The organism is Pararhizobium sp. DWP1-1-3 (genome assembly GCF_049896125.1).
Classification (GTDB): Bacteria; Pseudomonadota; Alphaproteobacteria; order Rhizobiales; family Rhizobiaceae; genus Pararhizobium.
Map to the genome: position 1 here is coordinate 63,411 of NZ_JAFCTR010000010.1, position 13,315 is coordinate 76,725.

Annotated in this window: 11 protein-coding genes; 2 read left to right on the top strand and 9 right to left on the bottom strand. The window is 61.2% G+C overall.

Going from position 1 to position 13,315, the window contains the following annotated elements; genetic code table 11:
* Position 1: 1 nt before the first annotated feature.
* The 4 genes from ACP7BS_RS19660 to ACP7BS_RS19675 form a co-directional block, all read right to left on the bottom strand.
* The gene (locus ACP7BS_RS19660; RefSeq protein WP_426239458.1) at positions 2–1,606 is read right to left on the bottom strand and encodes a sugar ABC transporter ATP-binding protein; all 1,605 of its coding nucleotides are present in this window, start codon (positions 1,604–1,606) and stop codon (positions 2–4) included.
* A complete protein-coding gene (locus ACP7BS_RS19665) occupies positions 1,603–2,775 on the bottom strand; it encodes a Gfo/Idh/MocA family protein (RefSeq protein ID WP_426239459.1) in 1,173 nt (390 codons plus the stop codon). The genes ACP7BS_RS19660 and ACP7BS_RS19665 overlap by 4 nt, the downstream gene beginning before the upstream one ends.
* A gap of 115 nt (positions 2,776–2,890) precedes the next feature.
* A complete protein-coding gene (locus tag ACP7BS_RS19670; protein WP_426239460.1) occupies positions 2,891–4,012 on the bottom strand; it encodes a substrate-binding domain-containing protein in 1,122 nt (373 codons plus the stop codon).
* A 54-nt stretch (positions 4,013–4,066) separates the two neighbouring features.
* Positions 4,067–4,879: a sugar phosphate isomerase/epimerase family protein gene (locus tag ACP7BS_RS19675; protein ID WP_426239461.1), complete on the bottom strand. Its 813-nt coding sequence runs from the start codon at positions 4,877–4,879 to the stop codon at positions 4,067–4,069.
* Positions 4,880–5,136: 257 nt separating this feature from the next.
* Between ACP7BS_RS19675 and ACP7BS_RS19680 the strand changes: the two genes are divergently transcribed.
* Both ACP7BS_RS19680 and ACP7BS_RS19685 read left to right on the top strand, forming a co-directional pair.
* Positions 5,137–6,486, top strand: coding sequence for an ROK family protein (locus ACP7BS_RS19680; RefSeq protein ID WP_426239462.1), 1,350 nt, complete (start codon positions 5,137–5,139; stop codon positions 6,484–6,486).
* A 40-nt stretch (positions 6,487–6,526) separates the two neighbouring features.
* On the top strand, positions 6,527–7,546 hold the full coding sequence (locus tag ACP7BS_RS19685) for a substrate-binding domain-containing protein (RefSeq protein WP_426239463.1): 1,020 nt from the start codon (positions 6,527–6,529) through the stop codon (positions 7,544–7,546).
* A gap of 543 nt (positions 7,547–8,089) precedes the next feature.
* Here the strand turns inward: ACP7BS_RS19685 and ACP7BS_RS19690 are convergent.
* The 5 genes from ACP7BS_RS19690 to ACP7BS_RS19710 all read right to left on the bottom strand — a co-directional run bounded on the left by ACP7BS_RS19690 (position 8,090) and on the right by ACP7BS_RS19710 (position 12,937).
* Entirely contained in the window at positions 8,090–9,022 is a 933-nt protein-coding gene (locus tag ACP7BS_RS19690; RefSeq protein ID WP_426239464.1) for an XdhC family protein, read from the bottom strand.
* Position 9,023: 1 nt separating this feature from the next.
* Positions 9,024–9,611 (bottom strand): UbiX family flavin prenyltransferase, encoded by a 588-nt coding sequence (locus ACP7BS_RS19695; protein ID WP_426239465.1) that lies wholly within the window; start codon positions 9,609–9,611, stop codon positions 9,024–9,026.
* A 3-nt stretch (positions 9,612–9,614) separates the two neighbouring features.
* On the bottom strand, positions 9,615–10,988 hold the full coding sequence (locus ACP7BS_RS19700; protein ID WP_426239466.1) for a UbiD family decarboxylase: 1,374 nt from the start codon (positions 10,986–10,988) through the stop codon (positions 9,615–9,617).
* A 62-nt stretch (positions 10,989–11,050) separates the two neighbouring features.
* Entirely contained in the window at positions 11,051–11,995 is a 945-nt protein-coding gene (locus ACP7BS_RS19705) for an amidohydrolase family protein (protein WP_426239467.1), read from the bottom strand.
* Positions 11,996–12,013: 18 nt separating this feature from the next.
* Positions 12,014–12,937: an amidohydrolase family protein gene (locus tag ACP7BS_RS19710; RefSeq protein ID WP_426239468.1), complete on the bottom strand. Its 924-nt coding sequence runs from the start codon at positions 12,935–12,937 to the stop codon at positions 12,014–12,016.
* Positions 12,938–13,315 lie beyond the last annotated feature (378 nt).

Consider the following 13,315-nt stretch of genomic DNA (forward strand, 5'->3'; position numbering starts at 1 on the left):
GTCAAACCTTCTCCCCTGACTTCAAGGCGTCCTGAATTTCAATCTGCAGGCGTTGCTCGGCCGCCTGAAGACGGTGGGCCGTGTCGTGTGCATCGATAGCCGGATCATCGAGCCGGTCACGCGGGATATCGGCAAACATGCGGCCTTCCGACATGACGACGATGCGATCGCAGGCCGTCAGCAATTCACTGAGTTCCGAGGAAATGAAGACGATCGCCTTTCCGGCCGCAGCCAGATCGCGCACCAGCTTAATGATTTCGGATTTCGAACCGATGTCGATGCCGGCGGTCGGCTCGTCGAGCACCAGGATATCCGGATCGGTCGCGAGCCATTTACCGATGACCACCTTCTGTTGGTTTCCGCCCGAGAGCGTCGAGACCGCATGGTCGCGGCTCGCGGTCTTTACCGACAATCTCTTGATCATTCCGTCCGTAACGGACCTGGCCCTTTCCGCATCGACAAAACCCTTTGCCGAAATGCTGTCGAGAACCGCAAGCGTCATATTGGATGCCACGGAATGGGCGGGAATGATGCCTTGTGTTGCCCGCGCCTCCGGCACAAGCGCCACACCGGCTGCGATCGCATCGCCGGGTTTGTGGACCGCCACAAGCTTGCCGTTGATCAGGATCTCGCCGGATTTTAACGGCTCGATGCCGGCGATCACCCGTGCAAGGGCAGATCGGCCGGAGCCAAGCAGGCCGGCAAGGCCGACGACTTCGCCACGATGGACCGCAAAGGATATGTTTTGCGGCTTGCACTTGCCCGAAACATTGCGCAGTTCCAGCAGGACCTCGCCCTTGACGGCATCGCCGCGCGCCACATCGGAAAGCCCCTTGGAACGCCTGCCGACGATATGCTCGATCATCGTATCGATCGGCAGGTCGGACAAAGGCGCCGTGATGACATGGGCCCCGTCGCGCAGGATGGTCGCCCGATCGCTGATGCGGGCGATTTCGTCCATCCGGTGCGAGACGTAGATGATGGCGACGCCCTTCGCCTTCAGCTTGCGCAGGAAATTGAACAATCGATCGACATCGCTCACCGCCAGCGCCGTCGAGGGTTCATCCAGAACGAGGACGCGCGCATCCTGCGAGATCGCCTTGACGATTTCGGTCAATTGCTTCTGTCCGGCTCCGAGATCGCCGACCAGCGCTTTAGGATTGACTTCGACCTCCAGCATCGAAAACAGTTCGGCCGCGCGCCGCTCCGCCGTCCGGTCGTCGATCAGACCCAAGCCCCCTTTGGTTTCGCGGGTAAGAAAGACGTTCTGCGCTACGGTCAGCGTCGGGATCAGGCTCAATTCCTGAAAGTTCATGGCGATGCCGGCCGCCCGCGCCGCCTCCGGCGTCACGTCCTCCAGCAGTTTGCCGCAGACCGTGATCGTACCGGAATCGGGCTTATGAACGCCGTTCAGAACTTTGAGGATCGTCGATTTTCCCGCCCCGTTGCCACCCAGCAGGGCGTGAACTTCGCCCTGCCGGATGTCGAGACTGACGTCGTTCAAAGCCCGCACGCCGCCAAAGGATTTGGAAATCCCTCTCATGCTGACGGCCAATGGCACGCTTGCAGTTAAGGGCATGCTGACGGCTGCGGTCTCAGTGTTCATCTGCCCACGCGCTCCCACGCTCCGGTTTCTCCCGAGCGGATGAGGGCATCCGCGACCAGTTCCGTCAACAGACCGTCGTCGAAATTCGGCGATGGCTGCTTTCCGGTCTTGATGGCCGTGAAGAAATCGAAGCACTCGACAATCTTGGTCTCGGAATAGCCGATGCCAAGGGCCGGGATCGGCCAGAGGCCGTGACCATACGGGTGCGCCGGACCGGTATAGACCGTGCGAAAACCGCGGCTGTCGGCCGGATCGTCGGCAAACATCACCTGCAGTTCGTCGCGGCGCTCGTAGTTGAAGTGGATCGAGCCTTTGGTGCCGTGGATTTCCAGCGTGATGAAATTGTTGCGGCCATAGGCGTTGCGTGTCGCCTCGAGGCTGCCGATGGCGCCGTTTTCGAAACGCAGCATGCTGATGACTTCATCATCCACATCCACCTCGCCGCGCTCGACGTCGCCGGAGGCCTTTTCCGACGCGCCCAGCTTGTCGACGCCGCCCTGCTGCAAAGGCCGCGTCTTGTTGTAGGTGGTGGTGATCGCATTGACAGTCTCGATCGGCCCGACCAGATAATGCGCGAGATCGACCACATGGGTGGCGATGTCGCCGACCGTGCCGGAACCGGCGATCTTCTTCTGGAAGCGCCAGGATAACGGACCGTCCGGATCGGCGGACCAATCCTGCAGATAGGTGCCGCGAAAATTGAGAATTTTGCCGATACGGCCTTCTTCGATGTATTTCTTGGCGAGCGCCACCGCCGGCGTGCGGCGATAGTTGAAGGCAACCATATGGATGATGCCGGCCTTCTTGACGGCAGCAGCCATGGCGCGGGCTTCCTCGACCGTGCGGGCAAGCGGCTTTTCGCAGATGATGTGCTTGCCGGCCTCCGCCGCCGCGATGGCGATCTCCGCGTGGACATTGTTCGGCGTGCAGATATCGATGACATCGATATCTGCACGCGCGACGACTGCGCGCCAGTCGCTCGAAGCTTCGTCGAATCCGTAGCGGTCGCGGGCGGTCTCCGCCATCGCGTCCGTCACGTCGACCACGACCTTGCGGTGCGGAATGGCGGGTGCCGGCCAGAAGAACATCGGCATGGAAGCATAGGCCATGGCATGCGCCTTGCCCATGAAGCCGCCACCGATCATGGCGACGTTCATCACTTTGGTCATCGTCTTTCTCCGTCAATGAAGGGGCGGGCCCTGGCCCGGTCTGATTTGAAAGGCTATCCGGCCTTCAAGGGTGGGTGGCGCAACCGCCACCCGGAAGAACGCTCGTGGGACAGGCTTACTGTCCGAGACTGGTTTTCACGTTGGCGGTGGGCGCGGTGTTGTAGACGGCCTTCCATCCTTCGACCAAGGTCTCCTTGGTGACAGGAAGAGCCGGGAGCGCCACGAAAGCCGGCGCCTCTTTGCCAAGAAGGCCGTACCCCGCCAACACCGCCTCGGTCACACCCTGCGAATAGGGACGCTGTGCGCCAAGGCCTTTGATGAAACCGCCCTGCGCCATGGAGATCGCGACGTTCTCGCCGAGATCGATGGTGGTGATGACGAGGTCGTCGCGGCCGGCGGTGCGGGCCGCTGAAATAACGCCTTCGGCCGGAACATCCCAGACAGCCCAGATGCCGTTCAGATTGGGGTTGGAGGTCAGCATGGCGCTGGCCGCCTTGTCGGCATCACCGGAAAAGTCCGGACCGCCGATGCCCTGTTCAGCGACGATCTTGATGTCGGGATAATCCGATGCGATCGTCGCCTTGAAAGCCTCGTAGCGCTGCTTGGTGACGAAGAAGTCCGCCGCGTGGAAGACGAGGCCGATCTCACCCTTGCCACTGAGCGCCTTGGCCATCAGATGGGCAGAGGCGACGCCATTGCCGTAATTGTCCGCCGAAACCGAGGAGACGTATTCCTTGCCGGCGGTGAAGCCTGCCGGAACATTGTCCATGAACACCAGCTTCACCCCGGCGTCCGCAGCCGCCTTGTAGGCAACAGCAGTTGCAACGGGATCGGTCGGGATCGACACGATGATGCTCGGCTTCTGCGCCATGATGGTTTCAAGGTCGGCAACCTGTTTTTCCGGCTTGAAGCCGGCGTCGGTGACGGCGATCACCTTGATGCCCATGGCCGCGAACTGCGTCTGCAGTCCGTTGATCTGTGCCTGGCTCCAGTCGTTGCCGCCATAGTGCATGACGATGGCTGCGGTGGCGTTCATGCCTTTGATCTTGCTCAGTTCCTCATTCGTCAATGTGACCGAGGACGCGGCGGCAGGTTCTTCGCCATTCGGTCCCTTGGACAGAACGGTTTCCTGCAGCTTTGCAAGAGCTGCATCCGGATCGGCGAAGGCCGGTGCGGCAATGGACAGGGTCAACGCAAAAGCCGCGCTGGTTGCAAGCAGGGTTCGTCTGGTTATCATGGTTCTTCTCCTCCCAAGAAGTCGGGGCATCATTGCCTCGAAAATTGCTGGTCGTCAGGCCTGTTTCAGATAGTCCATGCTGATGCGCGCGCCTTCGGCGGGATCGGACCAGGCATCGAGTTCGGTGCAGACCCAGCCTTTGAACCCCGTCTCGCGAAGCGCAGCGAGGATGGGTCCGGTCGGCACATCGCCGCGATCGAGCGGCGTGAAAGCGAAGGGTTCTTTCTGGAATCCCTTCAGATGGACATAGGAAATGCGCGACGCATGATCGCGGATGAGCTTCGCCGGATCGCCACCGGCCGCAGCCAGATGCGCTGTGTCCGGGCAGAAATCGATCGATGTCAGGCCGAATATCCTGTCCACCGTGTCGGGCCCTTCGACGATTGTCGACAGATGCGGATGATAGTGGGCGCGCAAGCCCCGGCCCTCGGCGATCGTCTTGACCTTGTCCAGGGCCGCGCCGAGTTTCACATAGTCCTCGTCTCGGATGCCGTCGAAACGTTTGGCCCCACCGCCCACAACCAGATGCGGCGCGCCGAGTTCGGCGGCACGGTCGGCAGCGCGGGCGACCCGTGCGAGTTCTTCCGACAGGATATCGTCGAAAATGAAATTGCCGCCGGCATAGGCCGCAACGAGCGTCAAACCGCTACTGGCCAGGACATTGCGAAGATCGACGGCACTGTAGTCGAGCAAATTGCCGTCAAAGAGTTCGACGCCTTCGTATCCTGCCGCAGCAATATCGGCGAAGGCGCGGTCCATGTCGCCGAACGTGCGATAGCTGAGCTCCGTGACCGAGGTTACGCCCTGCGCATTTCCGCCAAGCATACCCCAGCAATTGGCGTGATACGCCAGCTTCCAATCCGACATTTAAAACTCCTCCGCTGCGGCTTGATGGGCTCCCGCCCTGCCGACGCTTTTTGCGTCGCCGCCGCTCTCCAAGAATGAAGTTATGAGTGTTTAATTTTGAAGTCAACATTATTTATGCATAAGTAGGCCAACTTCTGCATATTTCCGACATAAGTTTGCACTTGCCCCGCTCATCCAATCGATTTATCCCATGAAAAGAGGCTGGCGGCGCTGGCCGACGGAGCCTTAACGCGAAACGCCGAAGGGAATATGGCAACATGCCCATCGCCTCGACATCTCCAATACGTGGAAAAGGCCGACCGACGACGCGGGACTCGGCCGCAGCGAGTCTTGGCGCGATCCTCAACTTTATTCGGTCGGGCAAGGCGACGACGCGACAAGAACTGGAACGGGAAAGCGAGCTTGGACGCGCCGTGGTGGCGGACCGCTTGGCAACCCTTTCCGAGATCGGCCTCATCGTCGAAAGCGAACTCGGCATTGCCAGCGGCGGACGGGCGCCGCGCCTCGTCCGGTTCAGGACGGATCTCGGTTGCATTCTCGTCGCGACGCTCGACCAGTCTTCCTTGGGGGTCGGCATCGCCGATCTATCCGGCCGGCTTTTCACCGAGCACCACGAGGCCATCGATCTTGGCGCGGATGCCGGATCGACCTCGCAACGCGTCCTGTCACTGTTCGACTGGCTGATCGCCAAACACGCGACGGATATGCCGGTATGGGGAATTGCGGTTTCTGTCCCCGGCCCCGTCACCGAGGGCGACGAGATGCCCTTCATGGAACAGACGCCATCCTTCCTGCCAGCGTGGGAAGGTTTTCCCTTCGTGGAAACCCTTGTCGATCGGTTTGGCGCGCCGGTCTGGTTGCGTTCCAGCATCGAGACCATGACCATGGGCGAGCGCTTTGCGGGTGCCGGTCAAACGGCGCGCAACATGTTGTTCATCAAGGTTGGAAAACGGATCGGGGCCGGGTTGATCTTCGACGGGCGGCTCTATCGCGGAGCGCAGGGCGCTTCCGGTCTGATCGGTCAGATGCCGGTACAGGCCGGTGACCGCGCCTCGACGCTCGATGCCCTTGCCGGCAGCGAGATGATCGCACGCGAGGGACTGGCGGCCGCGCAATCTGGGAAAAGCCCATTGCTCGCCGACACGCTGCGCCGGGGTGGCGATATCGGCGCGATCGAAGTCAGCCAAGCAGCACAATCCGGCGATCCGACTTCCATGGAAATTCTTGGGCTCAGCGGACGCATGATCGGCCATTCGGTCGCGATGCTCGCCAACATGCTCAATCCGGACCTGATCATTCTGTCCGGCACCATGGCCCAGACGAACGATCTCCTTCTCGCCGCCATTCGTGAAACGGTTTATGGTGAAAGCCATCCACTGGTGACGCGCGACCTGATCATCGCGAAATCGCAGATGGGAGGTTCCGCGGGCCTTGTCGGCGCGGCCATGGTGGTAGTGGAAAGCCTGTTCGAGCCGAGATGCCTGAAGGAGTGGCTCGTGCACGGCACGCCGCTCGCCCACCCCGTGTTCGTCGGGGTGCGCAAGTCCTGTGCCGCACGACGGGCCAGCATTGACGCCTTGCAAAACTTAGAAACGCTTGCGCCTTGATGCGTGTCACCGGCTTCCCATCAACAACGAGATCCATGCGATGACGATATCCGGATTGGGGCCACACGGCGAACGCGCAGCACCTCCCGAGCGCGTAGCATTGCTTGCCGATGACATCACCGCTGCCCGTGCGGGGCGATTTCGTGTGGCTATCGTCTTGCACACCTTGGCCAGTGATTGGGCAAAACAACAGATCGCCGGCATCATGGCAACGTTTGGCGACTGCGAAACGGCCGTTATCGAGGTTGTTGATTGCGGTTTCGCGCCGGAAGCTCAGGTTGCCGCACTCGACCGGCTGCGCGGCGAAAAGCCGGACGCGATCATTGCCATCCCGGTTGCCAACTCCACTGTCGCCGGTGCGCACCGGCGCGTGTCGCAGGGAGGTGTCAAGCTGCTTCTCCTCGACAACGTCCCAACAGGGCTTCTTCCTGGCTCCGATTACGTCGCGCTGGTTTCGGCCGACAATTTTGGCCTCGGCACGATCGCAGCCGCGTTTCTGGCAAAACGGCTGGCGGATGGCGCTGCCGTGGGCGTACTGTCCTATCACGCTGAATTCTTCGCCACCAACGAACGCGAAATCGCGTTCAACAAATGGATGCTGACGAACCGTCCGGATATCCGGCTTGTCGTGCGCAAATTCGATAGTATTCAAACCGCCGGCGCAGACGCTTTGACGCTAATTGCGGAGCATGACGACCTCGCCGGCCTGTTCGTGGTCTGGGATACCCCTGCCATGGAAGTGGTCAAGGCACTGGAACGGGCAGGCCTCTACCTCCCGGTGACGACAGTCGACCTCGGCCGCGAAGCCGCCATCAACCTCGCCTCGGATGGCATGATCTGCGGCATTGGTGCTCAGCAGCCCTATCTGCAGGGCGTCACTGTTGCTCAGACCTGTGTGCTGGCTCTTCTTGGAAAACAGACACCGGAATGGGTTGCGCTTCCGGGCCTTGCCGTAACCGGCGACAACGTCGTAGAAAGCTTCCAGAAAGTCTGGCGCAAACAGGCACCGCGCGAGGTCCTTGTCAGCGCCAAGCTCGTGAAGGATCACTCGACTTCTTGAGTCATTTAGGAACGCCTCAGCCGCAGGCAACGTACCCATTCTCCGATCGGCGATCTGAGAACCCGCGGACAGTCAAATTGGAGAAAACCGATAGTGGCGTCGCGCGCCTTAAGCCAGTTCGAACCGTCGGTGGATGGCGCCTCTCTCGGTCAGTTCGGTGCATAGAGTGTGAAAGCTCATCGTGTCTGATTTCGGCGGCGCTCGGCCGGTCAGTCCGATACGTCCGGTATCCGATGCTATGCCATTGGAATTGGCTTCGGGTCGACACGACTTCATGATCGTGTGACCACGTAAAACGACGTGAATGCACCGGCGGCGTGAAAGCTGGGCCACGTCGAACATGGCTTGCTTGGCGATCGGGGCTACTAACGGGGCCGCCACCCGTCGTCGATGGCCAAACGTGCGAGATTAACCACCAGTACACGATTATCTAACGCCGACATCTTACACAATTCGGGTTCGATTTCGCGTGACGCCTTGGTTCTGGATGACGCCACCGACACTCGGCTTTACGATCAGAGTAGCATCTCAACACAGTCATTTTTAATGGTGCTGCAACCTCGATCGAGCGACATCGGCAACGATAGAAAGAGCAAGCGAGTTCGAATCCTTTGCCTTGTCGAAAATTCCGATCGGAGCCTTGATCCGGGCCAGCTCGGGCTCGCCGTAGCCGAGTTGTCTCAGCGCTGCGCAGCGTTTCTCATGGGTACGGCGGCTGCCGAGCGCGCCGATGTAAAAGGCCGGTGACGCGAGCGCACAGACGAGAAATGGTAGTTCCTTGTCGATGTCATGGTACAAGATTGCGACCGCCGTATCCGGGTCCAGCTGATCGGGGGAAATCGGGCGGCGACGCTCGACCACGATTACCTCATAGCCGGATGCGGCCGCAACGCGCGCCACGGCCCCGGTCTCCATCGGGGTGCCGCCGATGAAAAGCCGCGGCTTTGGATGGAAGGCACTTACGAAACAGTCCCCTTCCCAGCCGCTCGCCCCCTCGCCCGGCGTGAAGGCGAGCTTCTGCGCGCCGGCATGATAGCGCAAGCGAACGGGCATACGCCGTTGCAAAGCCGCGAGCACGTCGCGCAGCACCGTAGCGGCGCGGATGATATGGATGGCGAGCGTGATACCACCTCCGCAAGGCAGCACGATGTCGAAGAAGGGCGAACCTTCGCCGAGCCGGAGATTTCGGTCCATGCCTTGTTGAAGGGCGATGACGGCCTCGGCCGCCACCGCCGCTTCGGTGCAGCCGCCGGAGACGAAGCCGCAATAGAGGCCATCTTCCCGCACCGCCATCTGCGCGCCGATGGCGCGGGCGGCACCGCCACGAATTTCGACGAGAGTGACGAGCGCGGCACCGTAGCCTCCGTCGAGGGATTGCAGGGCAAAGTGCAGAATCTCGCTCGCATCGTCGGACAAAAAGGCGGCGCGCGGTCCTTGCGCAATTGCTTCCAGGTCGGGGGCGTTTAGTGCGATCATGCTAATTCATCGCTCCTTGCGTTCCCTGCCAGCGGCGTACGATGCCGGTGTCGAGATCGTAGAGGTCGAGTACACGGCCGACCGTGTGGTCGACCATGTCGGCGAGGCTTTGGGGTTTCGCATAGAAGGCCGGGACGGGCGGATAGATGATGCCGCCCATTTCGGTGACCTGCGCCATATTGCGGATATGGCCGAGATGGAGCGGCGTCTCGCGAAGCATCAGCACGAGCCGCCGGCGCTCCTTCAGCACCACGTCGCCCGCGCGGGAGAGCAGGTTATTCGTCGTGCCGGTGGCGATCTCGGCCAGCGTCTTCACCGAACAGGGGGCGACGATCATGCCGAGCGTCTTGTAGGAGCCCGAAGAACAGATCGCGCCGATATCCCTGTTGGAATGGGTAGTCGTCGCCAGTGCTTCGAGATCCTGCTTGGTAAAATCCGCCTCGGCCGCGAGCGTGATGCAGGCGGCGCTCGACATGATCAGGTGCGTTTCGATTTGGAGGTCGCGCAACACTTCGAGAATGCGCTTGCCGTAGACCACGCCGGACGCGCCTGAAATGCCGACGATCATGCGTCTTGGCCGCGTCGTCATCGCCTATCCCACGCTTTTGAGGAGCGCCGCAGCACGGGCGGAAGCCTCGTCGCTGATGCGGGCGCGAACGCCGTGGAAGTTCGGCCCGCGCGTGGCATCGAGGCCCATACGTGACGTCGTGCCGATGCCGCTCGCCGATGGGTCGAGCGCATTGCCCGGCAGGCCCTCGATGATGACGACATCCTTGTGCGGCTGGAAATGGGTGGCGAGCGCCCAGAGCACCTCGCTGTCGCGGGTAATGTCGACATCCGCATCCACCACCACGACAGTTTTCAAATACTGATCCCAGCCGAGGAGGCCGAGCATGACCTGGCGCGCTTCACCCTCGCGCGACTGGTTCATTGCGATATAGGCGTGGAAATGGGTACCCGAGGACGGGTAGTGCACGGCAGTGATCGAGGGGAAGCGGGCCTTCAGCTTCTCCACCACTTCGGCTTCTCGGGGTACGCGGCCGAGATTGAGGTGCTCCGCCGAATTGCCGCCCGCCACACTGACGAGGAATGCATCGCGACGGCGCATCACGGTTTCGACGGTGAAGAGGTTGTTGGTCGAGCGATCCGAGGAATAGCCGGTGAACTCGCCGAATGGCCCCTCCTCCACATGGGCTTGAGGGTCCAGCACGCCCTCCAGCACGATCTCCGCGTGGGCGGGAACGCGGATGCCGTACTTTGGCGTGCGGACGACCTGAAGCGGTTCACCCATCAGGCCGCCTGCGACGTCGCGCTCGTCCTCGCCGAAGGCAAGGCGGGCGGAGGCGGCGATCATGAAGAGCGGATGGCCGCCGATGACCATGGCGACGGGCATCCGCTCGCCCTTCTCCTTCGACATGTTCATCAGGCGCCAGAGATGGCCACGCGAATGCAGCGAGGTCGCTAGCGAATTCTTCGAGTGGATCATCGCGCGGTGATAGCTCAGATTGCCGGCGCCGGTTTCCGGATGCTCGCCGATGATAATGCCGCTGGTGATGTATTTTGCCCGGTCGGTGTCGAAATGCTTCAGCATCGGCAGCGCGTGGAGATCGACCGCGTCGCCGGAGATGATTTCCTCGGTGATCGGTCCACTTTCCAGCAGTTCCGGCGTGAATGGCCGGTTGGAGCGCGCCTGGTAGGCCTCATGCAGGGTTTCGGCGGTCGAGCCCAGAAGACGGGCGATGCGATCGCGCGAAGCAAAGATATTGCAGATCACCTGACTGCCTATACCGCTGACATCGGTGAGGTGCAGCATCGGATGCTGCCCCCTGTCAGCCAGATTCCAGATCAGCGCTGTTGCGTCCTGATCGTCCGAGACCGGCCGGTCGATGGTGATGACATCCTCGGGGTGTTCCGCCCGGTAATCGGCCAAAAAACGGCGGACGTCTTGCTTGTGATACTGGGTCATGTCTCGGCCTCAATGCTGCGGATGGGAGGCGGCGCCCCCAAATGGGCGCCGCCGTCTTCGAATCAGGCGAACTCCAGATGCCTGCCGGTGGCGCGATCGACTCCGGCGTAACTGTCTTTCAGGCGCGACTGGGCGTCTTTCACGTCGCGCGGCGGCGGCGACGGGTCGATGCCGACGAGCTTGGCGATGTTGTTGCCCAGATAGCCTTCCAGATCGTCCTCGGAGAGGTTGATGCCGTGCGGCGGATCCTTGCAGAGCACTTCCAGTTCGCGCAGCCACATGCCCGGATCGTTCGGCGGGCTGTCCGTGCCGAAGACGATCTTGTTCTTCGGCAGCTGCTGGGCGAACTCCACGATGCGCGACTGGAAGCACCAGCCGGACTCGCAGTAGACGTTCGGAGTGTCCATCGCCATCCAGAACGACTCGAATGAATAGTTGCCGCCCGTCTGGACGCCGAAATGACCAATGATGAAGTTGACCATCGGGAATTCGCGGATGATCGGGTAGAACATCGTCGGGATCGTATAGGGACCGTCACCGGTGTGGATGAGCACCACCACGCCGAGTTCGGCGCACTTCTTCATCGCCGGACGCAGCCAGTCGAGCGCGCGGTCGGGACGGTAGCCGTGCATGTTGGCATGCAGCTTCAGCATCTTGAAGCCGTATTCCTTGACGTGGAATTCCAGCTCGGCAGCACCATTTTCAGGCCCCCAGCGCGGGTTGTAGTTGAAGTTGCCGATGAAGCGGTCCGGGTACGTCTGGCAAAGCTCGGCGCAATAGGCCATGTAGTCGCGAATGCCGTCGCGGCCCCTGCGATTGCCGTCGCGGTAGCCGGTATTGCCCGGCGGCGGCTGGATGAAGCCCATGTCGATCCGGCGCGGCTTGCCGTTGATCATATAGGGGCCGTCCATCAGCTTTAGCATGCGCTCGCCGGTGAAGGGCGAACCCGTATGACGCCAGGCCTCGTCCACGAGGTTGGTCGGGTGAAGGTGGGTATCGATGATCATAGTTCACTCCGTTCAATTTTACGCGGCGAGCGCGACGCCGTGCTGGCGCAGATACGCTTCGGCTTCCGCGACGGTCGCCGGTGGTTTGGTCGGCTCGAGGCCGATCATGCGAGCGGTGTTGTTGCCCAGGTAGTCCTCGAGCGTATCCTCATCGAGGTTGAGGCCTTGCGGCGGCTCGTGGCAGAGGACCTCCAGCAGGTTGATCCACATGCCCGGCTCGTTCGGCGGCGTATCCGAGCCGAAGAGGATCTTGTGCTTGGGCAGGACCTTGGCGAACTCGACGATGCGCGACTGCAGGCACCATCCGGATTCGACGTAGACGCTCGGCGTGTCGAGCGCCATCTGCATCGGCTCGAACACGTAGACGCCGCCGGTCTGCACGCCGAAATGCGCCAGGATGAAGTTCACTTCCGGGAACTCGCGGATGATCGGATAGAACTCCGTCGGGATCGAATACGGACCGTCGCCGGTGTGCACCTTCACCATTAGGCCGAGCTCGGCGCATTTCTTCAGGGCCGGGCGCAGCCAATCGAGTGCGCGGTCGGGGCGGTAGGCGTGCATGTTCGCCTGCAGCTGCACCATCTTGAAATCGAATTCCTTGACGTAGCGTTCGATCTCTTCGGCGCCGTTCTGCGTGCCGTAGCGCGGGTTGTAGACGAAGCAGCCGAGGAAACGGTCCGGATGCTCAGTTACCATCTTTTCCGTATAGGCCATGTACTGGCGGATGGCGGCCTTGCCTTCCAGGTCCATGACTTCGTGGGTGTAGATGGTGTTGCCCTGCGGCGGCTGGATGAACGCCTTGTCGATACGGCGCGGCTTGCCGTTCACGTAGTACGGGCCGTCCATCATCTTCAAGAGCTTGTCGCCGGTGAACGGCGGCCCGTCGTGGCGCCAAGCCAGGTCCACCAGGTCGGTGGGGTAGCAGCTTAGGTCAATTATCATTCATTTTCTCCTGTCGTAGAGGGTCCGGTCGATGCGGGGCCGCGCAAGGAAAGCCATACCGGCCGAAGCCGACGATAAATTCGCGATCTCAGGGAATGTCGATGACGGGGAAGGAACGCTGGCGTGGCGGCTGCGGAGCAGTCGCGACCAACAAGTATTTCCTTTCGCAGTAAGCATCGACATCACGGCCTCATCTTCCAACAGACGATGAGCAATTGTCGGTGCTTCTACTCAGTGTCAAAGGAACCATATCTCCGTCGGGGTGTCAACCGGAAATGTTAGTTAAGTATATGTTTTTAAATACTATTATTGAGAAAACAAGAGCGGCCGCCCGCGCGGGAAGGTGCGCGGGCGGTTCCGGACCGAGGGACTTGCGCA

What these genes read in the sequence shown, in the direction of transcription:
- ACP7BS_RS19660 (WP_426239458.1), bottom strand. Translation starts at nt 1,606, where the DNA reads ATGAACACTGAGACCGCAGCCGTCAGCATGCCCTTAACTGCAAGCGTG.
- ACP7BS_RS19665 (WP_426239459.1), bottom strand. Translation starts at nt 2,775, where the DNA reads ATGACCAAAGTGATGAACGTCGCCATGATCGGTGGCGGCTTCATGGGC.
- ACP7BS_RS19670 (WP_426239460.1), bottom strand. Translation starts at nt 4,012, where the DNA reads ATGATAACCAGACGAACCCTGCTTGCAACCAGCGCGGCTTTTGCGTTG.
- ACP7BS_RS19675 (WP_426239461.1), bottom strand. Translation starts at nt 4,879, where the DNA reads ATGTCGGATTGGAAGCTGGCGTATCACGCCAATTGCTGGGGTATGCTT.
- ACP7BS_RS19680 (WP_426239462.1), top strand. Translation starts at nt 5,137, where the DNA reads ATGCCCATCGCCTCGACATCTCCAATACGTGGAAAAGGCCGACCGACG.
- ACP7BS_RS19685 (WP_426239463.1), top strand. Translation starts at nt 6,527, where the DNA reads ATGACGATATCCGGATTGGGGCCACACGGCGAACGCGCAGCACCTCCC.
- ACP7BS_RS19690 (WP_426239464.1), bottom strand. Translation starts at nt 9,022, where the DNA reads ATGATCGCACTAAACGCCCCCGACCTGGAAGCAATTGCGCAAGGACCG.
- ACP7BS_RS19695 (WP_426239465.1), bottom strand. Translation starts at nt 9,611, where the DNA reads ATGACGACGCGGCCAAGACGCATGATCGTCGGCATTTCAGGCGCGTCC.
- ACP7BS_RS19700 (WP_426239466.1), bottom strand. Translation starts at nt 10,988, where the DNA reads ATGACCCAGTATCACAAGCAAGACGTCCGCCGTTTTTTGGCCGATTAC.
- ACP7BS_RS19705 (WP_426239467.1), bottom strand. Translation starts at nt 11,995, where the DNA reads ATGATCATCGATACCCACCTTCACCCGACCAACCTCGTGGACGAGGCC.
- ACP7BS_RS19710 (WP_426239468.1), bottom strand. Translation starts at nt 12,937, where the DNA reads ATGATAATTGACCTAAGCTGCTACCCCACCGACCTGGTGGACCTGGCT.